This window comes from Klebsiella sp. ZJOU C1 (genome assembly GCF_035620215.1).
GTDB classification, from domain to species: Bacteria; Pseudomonadota; Gammaproteobacteria; order Enterobacterales; family Enterobacteriaceae; genus Klebsiella; species Klebsiella variicola.
Genome location: NZ_CP141644.1, coordinates 3,414,572 through 3,432,934, shown reverse-complemented (window position 1 = coordinate 3,432,934; position 18,363 = coordinate 3,414,572). Strand labels below are relative to the sequence as shown.

At 58.4% G+C, this 18,363-nt stretch carries 17 protein-coding genes; 7 read left to right on the top strand and 10 right to left on the bottom strand.

Translation table 11 applies throughout. From position 1 onward, the window contains the following. Window positions 1-6 precede the first annotated feature (6 nt). Genes SPE70_RS16450 through manX form a run of 3 tightly spaced genes read right to left on the bottom strand, consistent with a single transcriptional unit; the run spans window position 7 to window position 2,699 of the window. Window positions 7-858, bottom strand: coding sequence for a PTS mannose transporter subunit IID (locus tag SPE70_RS16450; protein ID WP_004145526.1), 852 nt, complete (start codon window positions 856-858; stop codon window positions 7-9). Between the two features lie 12 nt (window positions 859-870). After that, window positions 871-1,671, bottom strand: coding sequence for a PTS mannose/fructose/sorbose transporter subunit IIC (locus tag SPE70_RS16445; protein WP_004203359.1), 801 nt, complete (start codon window positions 1,669-1,671; stop codon window positions 871-873). A 56-nt stretch (window positions 1,672-1,727) separates the two neighbouring features. Continuing rightward, a complete protein-coding gene (gene manX, locus SPE70_RS16440; RefSeq protein WP_008804289.1) occupies window positions 1,728-2,699 on the bottom strand; it encodes a PTS mannose transporter subunit IIAB in 972 nt (323 codons plus the stop codon). A 446-nt stretch (window positions 2,700-3,145) separates the two neighbouring features. Here manX and yoaE point away from each other — a divergent pair, with 446 nt between their 5' ends. Next, window positions 3,146-4,705: a CNNM family cation transport protein YoaE gene (gene yoaE / locus SPE70_RS16435; protein WP_008804290.1), complete on the top strand. Its 1,560-nt coding sequence runs from the start codon at window positions 3,146-3,148 to the stop codon at window positions 4,703-4,705. Between the two features lie 33 nt (window positions 4,706-4,738). Here the strand turns inward: yoaE and SPE70_RS16430 are convergent, their stop codons facing one another. The 4 genes from SPE70_RS16430 to pabB form a co-directional block, all read right to left on the bottom strand. Further along, a complete protein-coding gene (locus SPE70_RS16430; RefSeq protein ID WP_012967761.1) occupies window positions 4,739-6,310 on the bottom strand; it encodes an EAL domain-containing protein in 1,572 nt (523 codons plus the stop codon). Window positions 6,311-6,492: 182 nt separating this feature from the next. After that, on the bottom strand, window positions 6,493-7,857 hold the full coding sequence (gene sdaA / locus SPE70_RS16425) for an L-serine ammonia-lyase (RefSeq protein WP_004151445.1): 1,365 nt from the start codon (window positions 7,855-7,857) through the stop codon (window positions 6,493-6,495). 162 nt (window positions 7,858-8,019) lie between these two features. Continuing rightward, complete coding sequence (locus SPE70_RS16420) at window positions 8,020-8,598, bottom strand: CoA pyrophosphatase (RefSeq protein WP_008804292.1); 579 nt, start codon at window positions 8,596-8,598, stop codon at window positions 8,020-8,022. Window positions 8,599-8,601: 3 nt separating this feature from the next. After that, window positions 8,602-9,957, bottom strand: coding sequence for an aminodeoxychorismate synthase component 1 (gene pabB, locus SPE70_RS16415; protein WP_012541273.1), 1,356 nt, complete (start codon window positions 9,955-9,957; stop codon window positions 8,602-8,604). Between the two features lie 88 nt (window positions 9,958-10,045). Here pabB and SPE70_RS16410 point away from each other — a divergent pair, with 88 nt between their 5' ends. Continuing rightward, the gene (locus SPE70_RS16410; RefSeq protein WP_008804294.1) at window positions 10,046-10,249 is read left to right on the top strand and encodes a YoaH family protein; all 204 of its coding nucleotides are present in this window, start codon (window positions 10,046-10,048) and stop codon (window positions 10,247-10,249) included. Here the strand turns inward: SPE70_RS16410 and SPE70_RS16405 are convergent, their stop codons facing one another. After that, entirely contained in the window at window positions 10,250-10,594 is a 345-nt protein-coding gene (locus tag SPE70_RS16405; protein ID WP_002910910.1) for a RidA family protein, read from the bottom strand. A gap of 131 nt (window positions 10,595-10,725) precedes the next feature. Between SPE70_RS16405 and SPE70_RS16400 the strand changes: the two genes are divergently transcribed. From SPE70_RS16400 to rnd, 5 genes are all read left to right on the top strand, one after another. Beyond that, on the top strand, window positions 10,726-12,636 hold the full coding sequence (locus SPE70_RS16400; RefSeq protein WP_008804295.1) for an ATP-dependent DNA helicase: 1,911 nt from the start codon (window positions 10,726-10,728) through the stop codon (window positions 12,634-12,636). Between the two features lie 144 nt (window positions 12,637-12,780). Next, the gene (tsaB, locus tag SPE70_RS16395) at window positions 12,781-13,476 is read left to right on the top strand and encodes a tRNA (adenosine(37)-N6)-threonylcarbamoyltransferase complex dimerization subunit type 1 TsaB (protein WP_016161378.1); all 696 of its coding nucleotides are present in this window, start codon (window positions 12,781-12,783) and stop codon (window positions 13,474-13,476) included. A 38-nt stretch (window positions 13,477-13,514) separates the two neighbouring features. Then, on the top strand, window positions 13,515-14,096 hold the full coding sequence (locus SPE70_RS16390; RefSeq protein ID WP_008804297.1) for a Slp family lipoprotein: 582 nt from the start codon (window positions 13,515-13,517) through the stop codon (window positions 14,094-14,096). A 205-nt stretch (window positions 14,097-14,301) separates the two neighbouring features. Further along, the gene (fadD, locus tag SPE70_RS16385; RefSeq protein ID WP_025999236.1) at window positions 14,302-15,987 is read left to right on the top strand and encodes a long-chain-fatty-acid--CoA ligase FadD; all 1,686 of its coding nucleotides are present in this window, start codon (window positions 14,302-14,304) and stop codon (window positions 15,985-15,987) included. A gap of 81 nt (window positions 15,988-16,068) precedes the next feature. Then, on the top strand, window positions 16,069-17,184 hold the full coding sequence (gene rnd, locus SPE70_RS16380) for a ribonuclease D (RefSeq protein ID WP_023297868.1): 1,116 nt from the start codon (window positions 16,069-16,071) through the stop codon (window positions 17,182-17,184). A gap of 77 nt (window positions 17,185-17,261) precedes the next feature. Here rnd and minE read toward each other — a convergent pair whose 3' ends face one another. Together minE and minD are read right to left on the bottom strand one after the other, a co-directional pair. Continuing rightward, entirely contained in the window at window positions 17,262-17,531 is a 270-nt protein-coding gene (gene minE / locus SPE70_RS16375; RefSeq protein WP_004103270.1) for a cell division topological specificity factor MinE, read from the bottom strand. Between the two features lie 3 nt (window positions 17,532-17,534). Continuing rightward, window positions 17,535-18,347, bottom strand: coding sequence for a septum site-determining protein MinD (minD, locus tag SPE70_RS16370; RefSeq protein ID WP_008804300.1), 813 nt, complete (start codon window positions 18,345-18,347; stop codon window positions 17,535-17,537). Window positions 18,348-18,363: the final 16 nt, after the last annotated feature.

Below are 18,363 nucleotides of genomic sequence, written 5' to 3'. Positions count from 1 at the left end.
TGGAAATTACAGACCCAGCAGGCCGACAGCGTAGCCTGCGATACCGATGACGAAGAAGCCAACGATGATCCACAGTGGGTTAACTTTCTTGCGCAGCAGCCACATACAGGCGAAGGTCAACAGCAGCGGTACCAGGCCCGGCATCAACTGATCGAGGATGGTTTGCACCGTGGTGACGTGAACCTGTCCGTCAGAACCGGTGATTTTTGACACCACCATCGGAATATTCACGTGCGTCCACTTGTTAACCAAAGCCCCCATGACAAACAGGCCGAGGATTGACGCCCCCTCAGTCAGTTTCTGCAGGAAACCGCCGCCCATATCTTTAACGATGTCCACGCCTTTGCGGTAACCATAGGCGACGCCATAGTAGCGGGTCAGCAGACGCACTGCGTTGAACAGGATAAAGAACAGCAGAGGACCGAGCAGGCTACCGCTCATCGCGATCCCAGCGCCTAAGGCCGCGAACACAGGACGCACGGTACCCCAGAAGATCGGGTCGCCGACGCCGGCCAGCGGCCCCATCAGACCGACTTTGATGCCGTTGATGGCGCCATCGTCAATCTCTGCGCCATTGGCGCGCTGCTCTTCCATCGCCAGGGTTACGCCCAGTACCGGAGCGGCAACGTAAGGATGGGTGTTGAAGAACTCAAGGTGACGTTTAATCGCCTGCTTACGCGCATCATTGTTCTCCGGGTACAGGCGACGGATTGCCGGAACCATAGAGAAGCAGAAGCCCAGCGCCTGCATACGTTCGAAGTTCCATGACCCCTGGAACAGGTTAGAACGAATGAACACGCCACGAATATCACTCTGAGTGAGTTTTTTCTCGGTGGTATTTTTAGTCATATCAACCATTTCGCTCACCTGTTAGTCCAGTTCGTTATCGAGATCGTTGTTACCAGCCGCCTGAGCCGGCGCACCGGCGACGCGGTTATATTTCGGGCTCAGCTGGATGTAGAGGATAGCCATGACCGCACCAATCACACCCAGGGCTACCAGGTTGAAGTTGGTGAAGGCGGCGGTGACGAAGCCGAGGTAGAAGAACGGCATCAGGTAGCCTGCGCGCATCATGTTGATGACCATCGCATAACCGACAACCACGATCATACCGCCGGCGATGTTCAGACCGCTGGTGACCACTTCAGGGATCGCGTTCAGCAGGCCCTGGACTTCGCTGGTACCGACGGAAATGGCGACGATGACGGCCGGGATAGCGATACGCATCGCCTGCAGGAACAAGGACGAGACGTGCAACCACGACAGGGCGGTCAGGTTGCCATTCTCCGCCGCTTTATCTGCCGCGTGCTGGAAGGCTACGGTGATGGTACGAACGATAATGGTCAGCACCTGGCCTGCCGCCGCCAGCGGGATAGCCAGCGCGATACCGGCACCGATGCTCTGATGGCCGGCAATAACCAGAACGGTGGAAATAATGGACGCCAGCGCGGCATCAGGTGCAACCGCCGCACCGATGTTCATCCAACCCAGAGCGATCATTTCCAGCGTACCGCCGATGATAATACCGGTTTTCATATCGCCGAGAACGGCACCGATCAGCGTACAAGCGACCAGAGGACGGTGGAACTGAAATTCATCAAGCACCGACTCCATACCCGCAATACACGCGACGATGAACACCAGCACAATCTGAAGAAGGGTAATCTCCATTGTACTTCTCCTGTTGATTAAGTCTTAAAGTGAAAACTGGGGCGCGATCGGCCGGGTTATTTATCAACCTTGGCGATCAGATCCATCATTTTCAGTTTCGGGTCGGTGGACACTTTACGTGCCTCCAGCTCGATACCGCGTGCGTTCAGCTTGTTAAACGCCTCAATATCTTTGGCATCGACCGAAATCGCGTTGTTAACCTGGGTTTTGCCCTGGCGGAACGCCATACCACCGATGTTGACGCTGGTGATTTTCACGCCGCCCTCGACGATACGCTCAACGTCGGTCGGGTTAGTAAACAGCAGCATGACGCGCTGCCCGGCGTACATCGGGTTGTTGTAAACGCGGATCATTTTGGCGACGTCCACCACGTGGGCGGTGACGCCCGGTGGTGCAACCTGGGTCAGCAGGGTTTTGCGCACCGTATCCGCGGCCACTTCGTCGCTGACGACGATGATGCGGGTGACGTTGGTCTCTTTGGTCCAGCGGGTGGCGACCTGACCATGGATCAGGCGGTCGTCAATGCGCGCGAGGCCAATCACCATGTAGTCGTTCGGGCCCATCGGTTTGGCCGGCGCGGCGGCTTTTGGCGCCGCGGCAGGGGCTGGCGCGGGAGCCGCTTTTTCCACCGGTTTGGCCTTCAGCGCTTTCACGCCTTCGCTACCGGTCTCCACCGCTAAGGCGACCAGTTCATCAAACGAAGGGTCATCATCGCGGGCCATGAAGGTTTCCACCAGCATCGGGATGTTGACGCCAGCGATAACTTCGTAATGCTCTTTATCGACGACAATGCGGCTCGCAGCGTTGAACGGGCTGCCTCCCCATGTATCGACGAGAAATAGCACGCCTTTACTGGTATCCAGTTTTGCCAACTGGGCATTGTATTTCTCGATCAGCGTTTCGGCGTTTTCACCCGGAACGAAATCGATCCAGCCAACGTTTTCCTGCTCGCCCAACAGCATCTCTGCTGTTTTCAGCAGCTGTTCTGCAGCCCAACCATGTGTGCCTATTACAATAGCAATCGTCACTTGCTACCTCCTTTATTATCGTGAATGCATCATCTGCTTTGATACATCCTGAATCACTCTTGAGGACAAAATCGATTCAGTTAGGGTGTAAGATAGAAAATAGTTACTACCGCGAATTATTTTAGACAGTGAAAAAATAATTAATGTGATGAAGATCCGTTAATCAGGCATCGCCTGGTAATAATTTTGCAGCGCAAAAAATAGCCTTAGTTATTGCAAATTCAGGTAAATTTTTTCCAATTTCGATCTATATTTTGCTATGTTTAACTTCCGTTTAATTACTCAGGAGTATAGGGCATAGCCCGCAGTATGGACCGTCATCGACGTCTTTTCACTTTCTGGCACCTGGTTGCCACCTCCACGCATCACGCTTTTCTCTCAGCACCTATTGTCGCGCCCATGCATGACATGGCGATGACTCAGCTTGCCGCTAACCGGAGTCGTACATGGAATTGTTAATGGATCCCTCAATCTGGGCTGGCCTGTTGACGCTTATCGTTCTGGAGATTGTGCTCGGTATCGACAACCTGGTGTTTATTGCCATCCTGGCGGACAAACTGCCGCCGAAGCAGCGCGATAAAGCGCGACTGATCGGCCTTTCGCTGGCGCTGGTGATGCGCCTGGGGCTGCTGTCGGTGATCTCCTGGATGGTGACCCTGACGAAGCCGCTGATTACTATCGCTGATTTCTCCTTTTCCGGGCGCGACCTTATCATGCTGCTCGGCGGGATCTTCTTGCTGTTTAAGGCGACGACTGAACTGCATGAGCGGCTGGAAAACCGCCAGCACGATAGCGGTCACGGTAAAGGGTATGCCAGTTTCTGGGTGGTGGTACTGCAGATCGTGGTGCTGGACGCCGTCTTCTCTCTGGATGCGGTGATCACGGCGGTCGGGATGGTTAACCATCTGCCGGTGATGATGGCGGCGGTGGTGATCGCCATGATCATGATGCTGCTGGCGTCGAAGCCATTGACGCGCTTTGTCAACCAGCACCCGACGGTGGTGGTGCTCTGTCTGAGCTTCCTGTTGATGATCGGCCTGAGCCTGGTGGCGGAAGGGTTTGGTTTCCATATTCCGAAAGGGTATCTGTACGCGGCGATCGGTTTCTCGATCATCATCGAGTTCTTTAACCAGGTGGCGCGACGCAACTTTGTCCGACATCAGTCGACGCTGCCGCTGCGTGCCCGTACCGCGGATGCGATCCTGCGCCTGATGGGCGGCCGGAAACAGACCTCCGTCAGCCATGACGCCGACAGCCCGGCAGCCATACCGGTGCCGGAAGGGGCGTTTGCCGAAGAAGAACGTTACATGATTAACGGCGTGCTGACGCTGGCCCAGCGCTCCCTGCGCGGTATTATGACCCCGCGCGGTGAAATCAGCTGGGTCGACGCCGAACAGAGTGATGACGAAATTCGTCGTCAGCTGCTCTCGTCGCCGCACAGTCTGTTCCCGGTCTGCCGCGGAGAGCTGGATGAAATCATTGGTATCGTGCGGGCGAAAGAGTTGCTGGTGGCCCTTGAGGCGGGCGAAAACGTTGCGGCGCTGGCCTCCGCCTCCCCGGCGATTGTCGTCCCGGAAACGCTGGACCCGATCAATCTGCTCGGCGTTCTGCGCCGCGCGCGCGGCAGCTTTGTCATCGTGACCAACGAGTTTGGCATGGTGCAGGGGCTGGTGACGCCGCTGGACGTCCTGGAAGCCATCGCCGGTGAATTCCCGGATGCCGATGAGACGCCGGAGATCGTCATTGACGGCGATGGCTGGCTGATCAAAGGCTCGACCGACCTGCATGCGCTGCAGCAGGCGCTTGGACTGGATGCGCTGGTCAATGAAGATGAGGATATTGCCACGGTGGCCGGGTTGGTGATCGCCGTCAATGGCCATATCCCGCGCATTGGCGACACCGTGTCGCTACCGCCGCTGCAGTTTACCGTGGTGGAAGCGAATGATTACCGGGTCGACCTGGTCCGCGCGGTGGTCACCCGTCCGCTGAGCGACGAAGAAGAGTAATTGCCCTGCTCGTCGGCCCCTGTGGCCGGCGAGCTATTCTCCCCCCTCGCTTTTCTGCCCCTCTCTGTCTGCCAGCCACGCCGGAAACGCCTCTATCGGCATCGGCCGGGCATAATAAAATCCCTGCAGCACATCGACGCCGTGGCCCCGGAGATAGCTTTCCTGCTCCAGCGTCTCCACCCCTTCGGCCACGGTAACGATATTCAGACGGTCGGCGAGGGCTATAATAATATCCGTCACCGTGGCATTGACGCTGTCTATCCCGACGGAACTGGTAAACGAGCGGTCGATCTTCAGCACGTCCGGCCGCAGTTTTTCCAGCCACGAGAGCGAGCTGTTACCGGTGCCAAAATCATCTATCGCCAGCTGGACCCCTTTTAAATGCAAATGTTCGGCCATGTGCTGGTCGCCATCCTGCAGGACATCACGTTCGGTGAGTTCAACCACCAGCTGTTGTACCGGATTGACGCTAAACCAGTAATTGTGCAGGTCATGCAGCAGCAAACCGTGTGCAAAGTGACGGGCAGCGACATTAATCGCGATATGAAAATGCGGCTCGCTGGGGAAGGCGTCCAGGCGGCGGGCGGTTTCGGCGATCACATAGCGGGTGAGGGGAATAATCAGATTGTCCCCTTCGGCGATGGGAATAAATACCTCGGGCGAAATCTCGCCGCGGCGGGGGTTGTTCCAGCGCAGCAGGATCTCCACCCCGCAGCAGCGTCCGCTGCGCGCATCCTGCAGCGGCTGGCACCAGAGGGTAAATTCCCGGGCCGTGATGCCGAGACTTATCTCTCGCGAGAAACTCATTCTGCCGGCGGTGGCCAGCCAGGCGATGCCGGTCATCAACAGGCTGAAGATGAGGGCCAGCGGCAGCTCACCGGGCAGCTCCTCCAGCGCGATAGTCGCGGCGCCCGGACCGTTAATATTGATGGTAAAGGGAAATTCTGTAGAGCGCTGGCGATAAATCACCGACGCCTGCGGGGCGTGCGCTTTGTCAATCAGGCCGAGGCCGCTGATAAAATAATGGTCGCCGACCTGCAGGCTGACGTCGCTGATCAGGGGCGATTTTTCCTTGAGAATTAAGGTTCCCAGCAGCTCGATATTGACAATTAACATCACGCCGTCGAAGCCGCTTTCCGAGGCTGGATACCACTGGATCAGCACCGGTGTGCCTTTGAGCAGTGAGTTGTCGGTAGAAAAGAGCAGTAAGGGGTGGTGAGCCGGAAGCGCGGGCTGCAGCTGGTGCAGATCCGCCTGCCGTTGCCCAAAGATACTGGAACAGTAGATCATCCCTGACGCCACCAGCGCGACGGAGCGGACCGTCTGCAGCGAGGCCGCCATTTTGCGCAGTGTGAGATGAATATCCATGCAGGGTTTGTCGACCAGGGAGAGTAGCGTCGCCCGCTCTGCGCTCAGCGGACGCAGGATGTTATCCAGCGCCGTGACCCGCTGGCTGGCGGCAGTGCGAATGTACTCTTCATTTACGCTACGCTGTGAAATAAATCGGATAGCTAAGGTGGTACCCAGGGTTAGCAGGGCTACCAGCAGGCAGACAATAATGCGTTTGCGACGATAGGCCGTAATGACTTTTTGTGCAGTCTGCATGTGCGACACCCTGTCGACAGGACGAGTGGTTAAGCGTGGCTTATTTAATAGAGCAATTGTAGTGGCAGAATATCGCCAGGTATAGAAAAAAGAAAATGCGCCGTTGAAGGCGCATCAGGGAGATTTCAGTCACCAGGGTTATCCCCCTGCGCGCTTTGCGGGCGCAGGGGGGGACGAACAGTTTAGTCACACTGAACTTTAATCGCCAGGCCGCCGCGGGAGGTTTCGCGGTACTTGGCGTTCATGTCTTTACCGGTTTCGTACATGGTCTCGATCACTTTGTCGAGCGAGACGCGCGGTTCGCTGGTACGGCGCATCGCCATTCGCGCGGCGTTGATTGCCTTGACGGAGGCGATGGCGTTACGTTCAATGCATGGCACCTGCACCTGGCCGGCGACCGGGTCGCAGGTCAGGCCGAGGTTGTGTTCCATGCCGATCTCCGCCGCCACGCAAACCTGTTCCGGGCTGGCGCCGAGCAGTTCAGCCAGGCCCGCCGCCGCCATCGAGCAGGCAACGCCCACTTCACCCTGACAGCCGACTTCCGCTCCGGAAATGGAGGCATTCATCTTGTACAGCGCGCCGATCGCCCCGCAGGCCATAAAGTAGCGGATATAAATTTCCGGGCTGACGGATTCGATAAAGTGGTCGTAATAGGCGAGTACCGCCGGAACGATGCCGCAGGCGCCGTTGGTCGGCGCGGTCACCACGCGACCGCCGGCGGCGTTCTCTTCATTGACCGCCAGTGCGAACATATTGACCCAGTCAACGACGTTCATCGGATCGCTGGAGAGCTTATCGCTGGCCACCAGCAGACGACGCAGCGCCGAGGCGCGACGCGGCACGCGCAGCGGACCAGGCAGCACGCCTTCGGTGTTCATCCCGCGGTCGATACAGGCGCGCATGGTCTGCCAGACGTTGGCGAAATAGTCCTCGATCTCTTTTTTGCTGTGCAGCGCCAGCTCGTTTTGCATCACCATCCCGGAGAGCGACAGGCCGGTCTCTTTACAATACGCCAACATTTCCTGCGCCGATTTAAACGGGTAGGGCACCTGCAATTCATTGGCGTTTTCTTTGCCGAAGTGCTCTTCATCGACGATAAAGCCGCCGCCAATCGAGTAATAGGTCTTGCAGTAGATCTCTTTCTCGCCGGCCCAGGCATGAATGGTCATGCCGTTTTCGTGCAGCGGCAGGTTGTCGCTGCGAAAACGCATGCCGTCATCCGCCGGGAAGTCGACCTCGTGCTGGCCGTTGGCCAGCAGCAGTCGGCCGCGCGCCTCGACGTCACGGATAAATGCCGGGATCGCGTCAATATCGACCGTATCGGGCTGATTGCCCGCCAGTCCCATGATAATGGCGATGTCCGTATGGTGGCCTTTGCCGGTTAATGACAGCGAGCCGTAGACGTCAACCGCCACACGGGTCACCGCATTAAGCAATCCTTTTTCGACCAGGTCATCGACGAACTGTTTACCGGCCTTCATCGGGCCAACAGTGTGGGAAGATGAGGGACCAATCCCCACCTTGAACATGTCGAATAGACTAATCACGATAATACTCCTGACAGGGTTACCGCGGGTGCGGTAACGATGTAATAACTGCGCATAGTGTAAGAGGGAAGCGCGCTGCCAGTTGAACTATTCACATGAATTAAACTAATGGATAACCGCGATTTTACTAATAGTGAGAGCGCCCTCTCATAATCAGTATAGCTAAGGTCGAGCGCCTATCTGCAACGCCAGCTCGCGAATGATCCCGGCGGTCATTCCCCAGACAAAATAATGCTGGTACCAGGAGAGCCAGACGCGGTGATCGTTGCCCCGACGGTGGATGTCGAGCGGATGGTAGCGCCCCAGACGCAGGGCTTCGGCGAGGGGCATCTCAAATACTGCGGAGACTTCGTCCTGGCTGGCATGATAGTGCAGATTGGGGGGGATAATACCCACCACCGGCGTCACCTGAAAACCGGTGACGCTGTCCACCGGCGGCAGAACGCCGATCACCTCGACGGCTTCCGGGGGGATCGCGACTTCTTCCTGGGCTTCGCGCAGGGCGGCGGCGATAAGCGTCGCATCGGTATTATCTACCGCGCCGCCGGGAAAGGCGACCTGACCGGCGTGCTTGCGCAGCAACGGCGAACGCTGGGTCAGCAGCAGGCCGGGCTGCGGCCGGCGCACGATCGGCACCAGCACCGCCGCCTGCCGCTGATTGAGCGCATGGCGCGAAGGCTGGGGGCGCAGCAGCTGGAAGCGGGACAGAAAATCATCCAGATTGAGGGCGTGGTCCGCCATGGTCTAGTTCTCCAGTTGGTGCAGGATACGATTAACTTTATCAAAAGTTTCCTGATATTCCGCATCTTCCTCGCTGTCCGCGACGATACCGCCTCCAGCGGAGCAATACAGTTGCCCCTGCCAGGCCGTCAGGGTGCGAATGGTGATGCTGGTATCCATATTGCCGCAATAGCTCAGGTAGCCAATGCTCCCGCACCAGGCGTTACGTCGCTGAGGTTCCAGTTCATCGATAATCTCCATCGCCCGGACCTTCGGGGCGCCAGTGATAGATCCCCCGGGGAAGGCGGCGCGCAGCAGATCGCTGGCATGCAGCGTCGCCGGTAAGCGGGCGGTGATGGTGCTGACCAGATGATGGACCGCCGGGAACGGCTCCACCACGAACAGCTCGGGGACCCGTACGCTGCCCGGCACGGCGACGCGGCCGATGTCGTTGCGCATCAGGTCGACAATCATTAAATTCTCGGCGCGGTCTTTCGGGGAGTTCGCCAGCTTCTCAGCCTGCCGCGCATCTTCCTGCGGCGAATCGAGCCGCGGCAGAGTACCTTTTATCGGGCGCGTCTGGATCTCTCCCTGGCGCAACTGAATAAATCGCTCCGGCGACAGGCTTAAAATCGCCCCTTCCTCGAGGCGAATAAAGGCGCTAAAGGGGGCGCGGTTGGCAACGTTCAGCTGGCGGAAGGCCTGCCATTCATCACCGACGTAGCGGGCCTGAAAACGCTGGGCGAGGTTGACCTGATAGCAGTCGCCGCTGTGCAGATAGGCCTGCACCTGGCGAAATTTCTCGCCGTACTGCTGGCGGCTCATATTTGACTGCCAGGCAGAGGTCAGGGCGAAAGGTTTCATCGCCGGACGGGATTGCGCCTGCAGCCACTGCAGGCGCTGCTGCGGATCGTCATAGCTGAGCAGCGAAATTTGCTGGCGCTGATGGTCGACAATCAGCGCCCAGTCATAGATCCCCACCGCCATATCCGGCAGCGCGATATCGGCCTGGGCGTGCGAAGGGAGACGCTCAAAGCGACGGCCCAGATCGTACCCGAATAGTCCCAGCGCGCCGCCAAGAAACGGCAGATCGTCATGGGGCTGCGGCGTGAACGGCTGACGATCCAACTGCTGTTGAAGCAGTTGCAGCGGATCTTCCGCGGAGACAAAAGCGGTTTCGCCGTCATCGACCCACGTCTGTTCACCGCGCGTCAGCAGCGTGGCGCGCGGGGCAGCCACCAGAATATCAAAGCGGTTATGCGGATGGTCGGCAAAGCCGGAATGCAGCAGCATCGCCCAGGGCAGGGCGCTTAACGGCGCAAAATAGTGTTCGGCCGCATCCGGGCGCCAGGGCAGGGTAATAATCGCGGGGGACAACATCTTTCTCGATCCTGAACGTTGCCGTCCCTCTGGCGTAGGCGGGGACGGCGTGAAATAATTACGCCCCACAATGTAGCAGGAGTAAAAGATGTTTGCAGGTTTACCTTCGCTGAGCCACGAGCAACAGCAAAAAGCGGTCGAACGTATCCATGAGCTAATGGCCCAGGGGATGAGCAGCGGCCAGGCGATTGCCCTGGTGGCGGAAGAGCTGCGCGCAACGCATACCGGCGAGCAGATCGTCGCGCGCTTTGAAGATGAGGATGAAGATCAAGACGAAGATGAGGACGACTAATTACACCGCGGCGATAATTTTGATCTCAACTTTATACTGCGGGTTCATCAGCGTCGCTTCCACCGTGCAGCGCACCGGGGCGTGACCGGCCACCACCCACGCGTCCCAGGCTTTATTCATCGCCGCAAAGTCGCTTTTATCGGCGAGGAAGATGGTGGCGTCAAGAATACGCGACTTGTCGCTGCCCTGTTTTTCCAGCACCGCGTCAATCTGCGCCAGGGTATTGGCGGTCTGCTCGAAGGCGTCGGCATCAAGATTTGCCGGCACGCCGGTGTAGTACAGGGTCTGGTTGTGGATCACCACGTCTGACCAACGGGCTTCGGCATCAATACGCGTAATTGTCATTTCTTTTTCCTCTTTGAGCATTCCATTCGGCTGCGGCAAGACTGCCATAATGTTCCGCTCGCGTCACTACCTGGACTGGCGAAACGCCGTCCTCCCTGACATAATCACTGTCCAAATAACCAGGGGGCAATGTGATCGACGATTTTGCAGCAGACGGCCAGTTAGCCAAAGCCATACCGGGATTTAAGCCGCGCGAGCCGCAGCGCCAGATGGCGAAAGCGGTGAGCGAAGCGATTGAGGCCTCCCGACCGCTGGTGGTGGAAGCGGGGACCGGAACCGGTAAAACCTACGCTTACCTGGCGCCTGCGCTGCGGGCGAAAAAAAAGGTGATTATCTCCACCGGCTCGAAAGCGCTGCAGGATCAGCTCTATAGCCGCGATCTGCCCACCGTCGCCAAGGCGCTCAAATTCACCGGTAAACTGGCGCTGCTTAAAGGGCGCTCCAACTACCTGTGCCTTGAACGTCTTGAGCAGCAGGCGCTGGCGGGCGGCGATCTGCCGGTACAAACCCTCAGCGATGTGATCCTCCTGCGCTCCTGGTCGAATCAAACCCAGGATGGCGATATCAGCACTTGCGCCAGCGTCGCGGAAGACTCCCAGGCCTGGCCGCTGGTCACCAGCACCAACGATAACTGTCTCGGTAGCGACTGCCCACTGTATAAAGATTGCTTCGTGGTGAAGGCGCGTAAAAAAGCGATGGACGCCGACGTGGTGGTGGTCAACCATCACCTGTTCCTGGCCGATATGGTGGTCAAAGAGAGCGGCTTTGCCGAGCTGATCCCCGAGGCGGAAGTGATGATCTTCGATGAAGCCCATCAGTTGCCGGATATCGCCAGTCAGTACTTTGGTCAGTCGCTCTCCAGCCGCCAGCTGCTGGATCTGGCGAAAGACATCACCATTGCCTACCGCACCGAACTGAAAGACACCCAGCAGTTGCAAAAATGCGCCGACCGCCTGGCGCAAAGCGCTCAGGATTTTCGCCTGCAGCTGGGGGATCCCGGCTATCGCGGCAACCTGCGCGAACTGCTGGCGGATAGCCACATTCAGCGCGCGCTGCTGCTGCTCGATGACGCGCTCGAGCTATGCTATGACGTCGCCAAACTTTCGCTGGGCCGCTCGGCGCTGCTCGATGCCGCCTTTGAGCGCGCCACCCTCTATCGCGGGCGCTTAAAGCGGCTGAAAGAGATTAACCAGCCGGGCTACAGCTACTGGTATGAGTGCACCTCGCGCCACTTTACTCTCGCCCTGACGCCGTTGACCGTGGCCGAGAAGTTTAAAGAGGTGATGGCGCAGAAGTCGGGGAGCTGGATCTTTACCTCGGCGACGCTGTCAGTGAACGACGATCTGCATCACTTCACTGCCCGGCTGGGGATCGACGAGGCGCAGTCCCTGTTGCTGCCGAGCCCCTTTGATTATCAACATCAGGCGCTGCTCTGCGTGCCGCGCAATCTGCCGCTGCCGAACCAGCCTGGCGCGGCGCGCCACCTGGCGGCGATGCTCAAGCCGCTGATCGAGGCCAACGACGGTCGCTGCTTTATGCTGTGTACCTCGCACGCCATGATGCGCGATCTGGCGGAGCAGTTCCGCGCCACCATGACGCTACCGGTGTTGCTGCAGGGGGAAACCAGCAAAGGCCAACTGCTGCAGCAATTCGTCAGCGCCGGCAACGCCCTGCTGGTGGCCACCAGCAGCTTCTGGGAAGGGGTCGACGTGCGCGGTGATGCGCTGTCGCTGGTGATTATCGATAAGCTGCCGTTTACTTCGCCAGACGACCCGCTGCTGAAAGCGCGCATGGAAGATTGTCGGCTGCGCGGCGGCGATCCGTTCGATGAAGTACAGCTCCCGGAAGCCGTCATCACCCTCAAACAGGGGGTGGGGCGTCTGATCCGCGATATCGACGATCGCGGGGTGCTGGTGATCTGCGACAACCGGCTGGTGATGCGCCCCTACGGCGCGGTGTTCCTGGCCAGCCTGCCGCCCGCGCCGCGGACCCGCGATATCCGCCGGGCGGTGCGCTTCCTCGCCGTGCCGCCGGCAAGGTAATCCGCACTAAAATGTGTTAAGCTGCGCGCCATTTTGTTAATTAGCGGTTCCCAATAGACTTCGGGCGGTATGGCGGCGGGTTGGCCGTTTGCCGGAAAACAGGCTGCCTGAAGCCTGAACTATGTAACGAGAGCGTGACCACCCATGCGAATTTTGGCTATCGATACCGCCACAGAGGCCTGCTCCGCGGCGCTGTGGAATGATGGCACCCTTAGTGCTCATTTCGAAATTTGTCCCCGCGAACATACCCAACGTATCCTGCCGCTGGTGCAGGAGGTCCTCACCGAGAGCGGCGCCACGCTGACCGAGCTGGACGCGCTGGCCTTTGGCCGCGGTCCGGGTAGCTTTACCGGCGTGCGCATCGGCATCGGTATCGCTCAGGGGTTGGCGCTGGGCGCTGAGCTGCCAATGATCGGCGTTTCGACGCTGGCCACCATGGCGCAGGGCGCCTGGCGCAAAACCGGCGCCACCCGCGTGCTGGCGGCCATTGACGCACGAATGGGCGAAGTCTACTGGGCCGAGTACCAGCGTGACGAGCAGGGCGTCTGGCATGGCGAAGAGACGGAAGCGGTGCTCAAACCGGAAGCGGTAGCCGAACGGCTGGCACAGCTTTCCGGCGAATGGGCCACCGTCGGCACCGGCTGGCAGGCGTGGCCGGATCTGGCGAAAGCGAGCGGACTGACCTTAAGCAGCGGCGAAATTGCACTGCCGGCGGCGGAGGATATGCTGCCGTTAGCCTGTTACCTGCTGGCGGCGGGGAAAATCGTGGCCGTGGAGAAAGCGGAGCCGGTTTATTTGCGAAACGAGGTGGCGTGGAAGAAACTTCCAGGCCGCGAGTGAATCTCAGTAACAAGAAGACTGAGAAAAGGAGTCGCATCATGGCGGGTCAAAAACAGGGCGTTCGCTGGCTGTTAGCCGCGGCGGTTGCCGTTGCGCTAAGCGGCTGCGTGTCAGTGCCGGATGCCATCAAAGGCACCAGCCCTACGCCGCAGCAGGATTTAGTGCGGGTGATGAACGCCCCGCAGCTGTACGTTGGCCAGGAAGCACGCTTTGGCGGCAAAGTGGTCAATGTGCAGAACCAGCAGGGTAAAACCCGCTTAGAAATCGCCACCGTACCGCTGGACAGCGGCGCACGGCCTGTGCTGGGCGAACCGTCTCGTGGGCGGATCTATGCCGACGTTAACGGCTTCCTCGATCCGGTCGACTACCGCGGCCAGCTGGTCACCGTGGTCGGGCCGATTGCCGGCGTGGTCGACGGCAAAGTGGGCAGCACGCCGTATAAATTTATGCTGATGAACGCCATCGGTTACAAACGCTGGAACGTGGTGCAGCAGGTGGTGATGCCCCCGCAGCCCATCGATCCGTGGATGCTGGGTCCGCGCCCCTGGGGTTACGGCTATGGCGGCTGGGGCTGGTACAACCCCGGCCCTGCTGAGGTGAGAAACGTCGTAACCGAATGATTTTGTTGTTTATGTTAGTTCAAAGAAACAGCGGCCGGTCCGCTGTTTCTTTGTTTTCAGTCGAATAAGAAAAAAAATAGTGACGCGCTTCGCAACCTGCTCATTGCCTAATTAATAAACTGGTACGCTGAGTTAATATAATGTTAACAAAATGTATTTACCAGGGGCTGTGATGACGACGAATAACTATTTCAGAGGTGATGCAGTGAAAAAGGTTTGGCTAAACCGTTATCCCGCAGATGTTCCTGCGGAGATAAACCCTGACCGCTATCAATCCCTGGTTGAACTGTTTGAGCATGCCACCACCCGCTACGCCGACCAACCGGCGTTTATCAATATGGGTGAAGTGATGACCTACCGTAAGCTGGAAGAGCGTAGTCGCGCCTTTGCCGCTTACCTTCAGGAGGGGTTAGGATTACAGAAGGGCGATCGCGTGGCCCTGATGATGCCTAACCTGCTGCAGTATCCGGTGGCTCTGTTTGGCATCCTGCGCGCCGGGATGATCGTGGTTAACGTCAACCCCTTATATACCCCGCGTGAACTGGAGCATCAGCTCAACGACAGCGGCGCGGCGGCGATCGTCATCGTCTCCAACTTTGCCCATACCCTGGAAAAAGTGGTGGCGAAAACTCAGGTTAAGCACGTGATCCTGACGCGCATGGGCGATCAGCTCTCCACCGCCAAAGGCACGCTGGTGAACTTCGTGGTCAAGTACATCAAGCGCCTGGTGCCGAAGTACCACCTGCCGGATGCCATCTCGTTTCGCAGCGCGCTGCAGCATGGCTACCGCATGCAGTACGTGAAGCCGGAGATCGTTGCGGAAGATCTGGCGTTTCTGCAGTACACCGGGGGCACCACCGGCGTGGCCAAAGGGGCGATGCTGACCCACCGCAACATGCTGGCGAACCTCGAGCAGGTCAATGCCACCTACGGCCCGCTGCTGCATCGCGGCAAAGAGTTCGTGGTGACCGCGCTGCCGCTGTATCACATTTTCGCCCTGACCATGAACTGCCTGCTGTTTATCGAACTGGGCGGGCAAAATTTGCTGATCACCAACCCACGCGACATTCCCGGGCTGGTGAAGGAGCTGGCGAAATATCCTTTCACCGCCATGACCGGGGTCAATACCCTGTTCAACGCCTTGCTGAACAACAAAGAGTTTCAGCAGCTTGATTTCTCCTCGCTGCACCTCTCCGCCGGCGGTGGGATGCCGGTGCAGCAGGCGGTGGCCGAGCGCTGGGTAAAACTGACCGGACAATATCTGCTGGAGGGCTACGGCCTGACCGAGTGTTCGCCGCTGGTCAGCGTCAACCCGCACGACATCGACTACCACAGCGGCAGCATTGGCCTGCCGGTGCCTTCCACTGAAGCCAAACTGGTGGACGACGACGATAACGAAGTGGCGCCGGGTCAGCCGGGCGAGCTCTGTATCAAGGGGCCGCAGGTGATGCTGGGCTACTGGCAGCGTCCTGACGCGACGGATGAGATTATCAAAGACGGCTGGTTGCACACCGGGGACATCGCGGTGATGGATGAAGAGGGATTCCTGCGCATCGTTGACCGGAAAAAAGATATGATCCTGGTGTCGGGGTTTAACGTCTATCCGAATGAAATCGAAGATGTGGTTATGCAGCACAGCGGCGTCCTCGAAGTGGCGGCCATCGGCGTGCCGTCCGGCAGCAGCGGTGAAGCGGTGAAGATTTTCGTGGTCAAGAAAGATGCCGCATTAACCGAAGAGGCGCTGATTACGTTCTGCCGCCGCCATCTCACCGGCTACAAAGTGCCGAAGCTGGTGGAATTCCGTGACGAACTGCCGAAATCCAACGTCGGGAAAATTTTGCGGCGAGAACTGCGTGACGAAGCGCGCGCTAAAGTGGACAATAAAGGCTAAGTAACGAATGAGTCGCCTGACGCCGGCTACGCCGGCGTTTTTTATGGGCGCAAGTTAAGAGAGTATGCTTTGAACTATCAGATGATCACCACCGATGATGGCCTGCGCGCTGTCTGCGAAGCGGCAAGCGCGGCCTCCGCCGTCGCTCTGGATACGGAATTTGTCCGTACCCGTACCTACTATCCGCAGCTGGGCCTGCTGCAGCTGTTCGACGGCACCCAGGTCTCTCTGATCGATCCCTTGACGATTAGCGACTGGGCGCCGATGCGCGAGCTGCTGCTCAACCAGGATGTGACTAAATACCTGCATGCCGGCAGCGAAGATTTAGAAGTCTTCCTCAACGCGTTCAGCCTGATGCCGCAGCCGCTGATTGACACCCAGATCCTGGCGGCGTTCTGCGGCCGCCCGATGTCCTGGGGCTTTGCCTCTATGGTGGAAGAATATTCCGGAGTGGCGCTGGATAAAAGTGAATCCCGCACCGACTGGCTGGCGCGCCCGCTGACCGAGCGTCAGTGTGAATACGCCGCAGCTGACGTCTGGTACCTGTTGCCGATCGCCAGCCAATTAATGGCGGAGACCGACCGCGCAGGCTGGCTATCGGCGGCGCTGGACGAATGTCGTCTGATGCAGCAGCGTCGTCAGGAGGTGGTCGACCCGGCCGAGGCCTGGCGCGACATCGGCAACGCCTGGCAGCTGCGTACCCGCCAGCTGGGCTGCCTGCAGCTGCTGGCAGAGTGGCGTCTGCGCAAAGCGCGTGAGCGCGACCTGGCGGTGAACTTTGTGGTGCGGGAAGAGCATCTGTGGAGCGTGGCGCGCTATATGCCCACCAGCCTCGGCGAGCTCGACAGCCTCGGGTTGTCCGGCAGTGAAATTCGCTTCCACGGCAAAACGTTGATTAGCCTGGTCGAGAAAGCCCAGGCGCTGCCGGAGTCGGCCCTGCCGGCGCCGCTGCAGAACCTCATTGACATGCCGGGTTACCGTAAAGCCTTTAAAGATATTAAAGCGCTGGTGCAGGAAGTGAGCGCCGATAAGGGCGTGAGCGCGGAACTGCTGGCCTCGCGTCGGCAGATCAACCAGTTGCTGAACTGGCACTGGCAGTTGAAAACGCAAGCCGGTGAGCCTGAGCTGATTTCCGGCTGGCGTGGCGAACTGATGGCCGGGCGGCTGAAGTCGCTGTTAAACGACTATCCGCGCTAGCGGGCGGTCTGGTTCAGGCCATTAAAAAACCGGCAGCGCAGGGCGTAGCCGGTTTTTTTTCGGGATGGAACAGCAGGTCAGGGTTTCGACTCTTCCGTTTCGGGTAGGGTCACGTTCAGCTCAAGAATCGAAATATCACCATCCCGCTGCTCCAGCTGCACGCTGACCATCTCCGGGTCGATCTGCACGTATTTACAGATCACTTCCAGAATATCTTTGCGCAACTGCGGCAGGTAGTGCGGCTCCGCGTCGCCGCGGCGACGCTCGGCGACGATGATTTGCAGGCGTTCTTTCGCAATATTAGCCGTGTTCTTTTTTCGCGAGAGAAAAAAGTCGAGTAAAGCCATAATTTATCCTCCGAACAGGCGTTTGAGGAATCCTTTCTTCTCTTCTTCAATGAAGCGGAAAGGGCGTTCTTCTCCGAGCAGACGTTCAACGGTATCGGCATAGGCTTTGCCTGCGTCCGACGCGGCATCCAGAATCACGGGCTCACCCTGGTTGGATGCGCGCAGAACTGACTGGTCTTCCGGGATCACGCCCACCAGATTAATGCGCAGAATTTCCAGCACGTCTTCCATGCTCAGCATATCGCCTTTATTGACGCGGCCTGGATTGTAGCGGGTCAGCAGTAAGTGCTCTTTGATCGGCTCTTCGCCATTTTCCGCACGACGGGATTTCGAAGCGAGAATGCCAAGGATACGGTCGGAGTCGCGAACGGAGGAGACTTCCGGGTTGGTGGTGATGATGGCTTCATCAGCAAAATAGAGCGCCATCAGCGCACCGGTTTCGATACCTGCCGGTGAATCACAGACGATGAAATCGAAGTCCATTTTCTTCAGTTCTTCGAGAACTTTGTCGACGCCTTCGCGGGTCAGGGCGTCTTTATCCCGGGTCTGAGAGGCCGGGAGAATGTAGAGATTTTCCGTGCGCTTATCTTTGATCAGCGCCTGGTTCAACGTGGCATCGCCCTGGATGACGTTGACGAAATCATAAACGACGCGACGTTCGCAGCCCATAATCAGATCGAGGTTACGCAGGCCGATGTCGAAGTCGATAACGACGGTTTTCTTTCCCTTCTGGGCCAAACCTGTAGCGATGGCCGCGCTGGAGGTGGTCTTGCCAACGCCCCCTTTACCCGAAGTCACAACAATAATGCGTGCCATAGAAATTCCTTGTTAA

Excerpts from the sequence above, each read along its gene's own strand:
- SPE70_RS16450 (WP_004145526.1), bottom strand. The coding sequence starts at position 858 with ATGGTTGATATGACTAAAAATACCACCGAGAAAAAACTCACTCAGAGT.
- SPE70_RS16445 (WP_004203359.1), bottom strand. The coding sequence starts at position 1,671 with ATGGAGATTACCCTTCTTCAGATTGTGCTGGTGTTCATCGTCGCGTGT.
- yoaE (WP_008804290.1), top strand. The coding sequence starts at position 3,146 with ATGGAATTGTTAATGGATCCCTCAATCTGGGCTGGCCTGTTGACGCTT.
- SPE70_RS16430 (WP_012967761.1), bottom strand. The coding sequence starts at position 6,310 with ATGCAGACTGCACAAAAAGTCATTACGGCCTATCGTCGCAAACGCATT.
- SPE70_RS16420 (WP_008804292.1), bottom strand. The coding sequence starts at position 8,598 with ATGGCGGACCACGCCCTCAATCTGGATGATTTTCTGTCCCGCTTCCAG.
- pabB (WP_012541273.1), bottom strand. The coding sequence starts at position 9,957 with ATGTTGTCCCCCGCGATTATTACCCTGCCCTGGCGCCCGGATGCGGCC.
- SPE70_RS16410 (WP_008804294.1), top strand. The coding sequence starts at position 10,046 with ATGTTTGCAGGTTTACCTTCGCTGAGCCACGAGCAACAGCAAAAAGCG.
- SPE70_RS16405 (WP_002910910.1), bottom strand. The coding sequence starts at position 10,594 with ATGACAATTACGCGTATTGATGCCGAAGCCCGTTGGTCAGACGTGGTG.
- tsaB (WP_016161378.1), top strand. The coding sequence starts at position 12,781 with ATGCGAATTTTGGCTATCGATACCGCCACAGAGGCCTGCTCCGCGGCG.
- SPE70_RS16390 (WP_008804297.1), top strand. The coding sequence starts at position 13,515 with ATGGCGGGTCAAAAACAGGGCGTTCGCTGGCTGTTAGCCGCGGCGGTT.
- rnd (WP_023297868.1), top strand. The coding sequence starts at position 16,069 with ATGATCACCACCGATGATGGCCTGCGCGCTGTCTGCGAAGCGGCAAGC.
- minE (WP_004103270.1), bottom strand. The coding sequence starts at position 17,531 with ATGGCTTTACTCGACTTTTTTCTCTCGCGAAAAAAGAACACGGCTAAT.
- minD (WP_008804300.1), bottom strand. The coding sequence starts at position 18,347 with ATGGCACGCATTATTGTTGTGACTTCGGGTAAAGGGGGCGTTGGCAAG.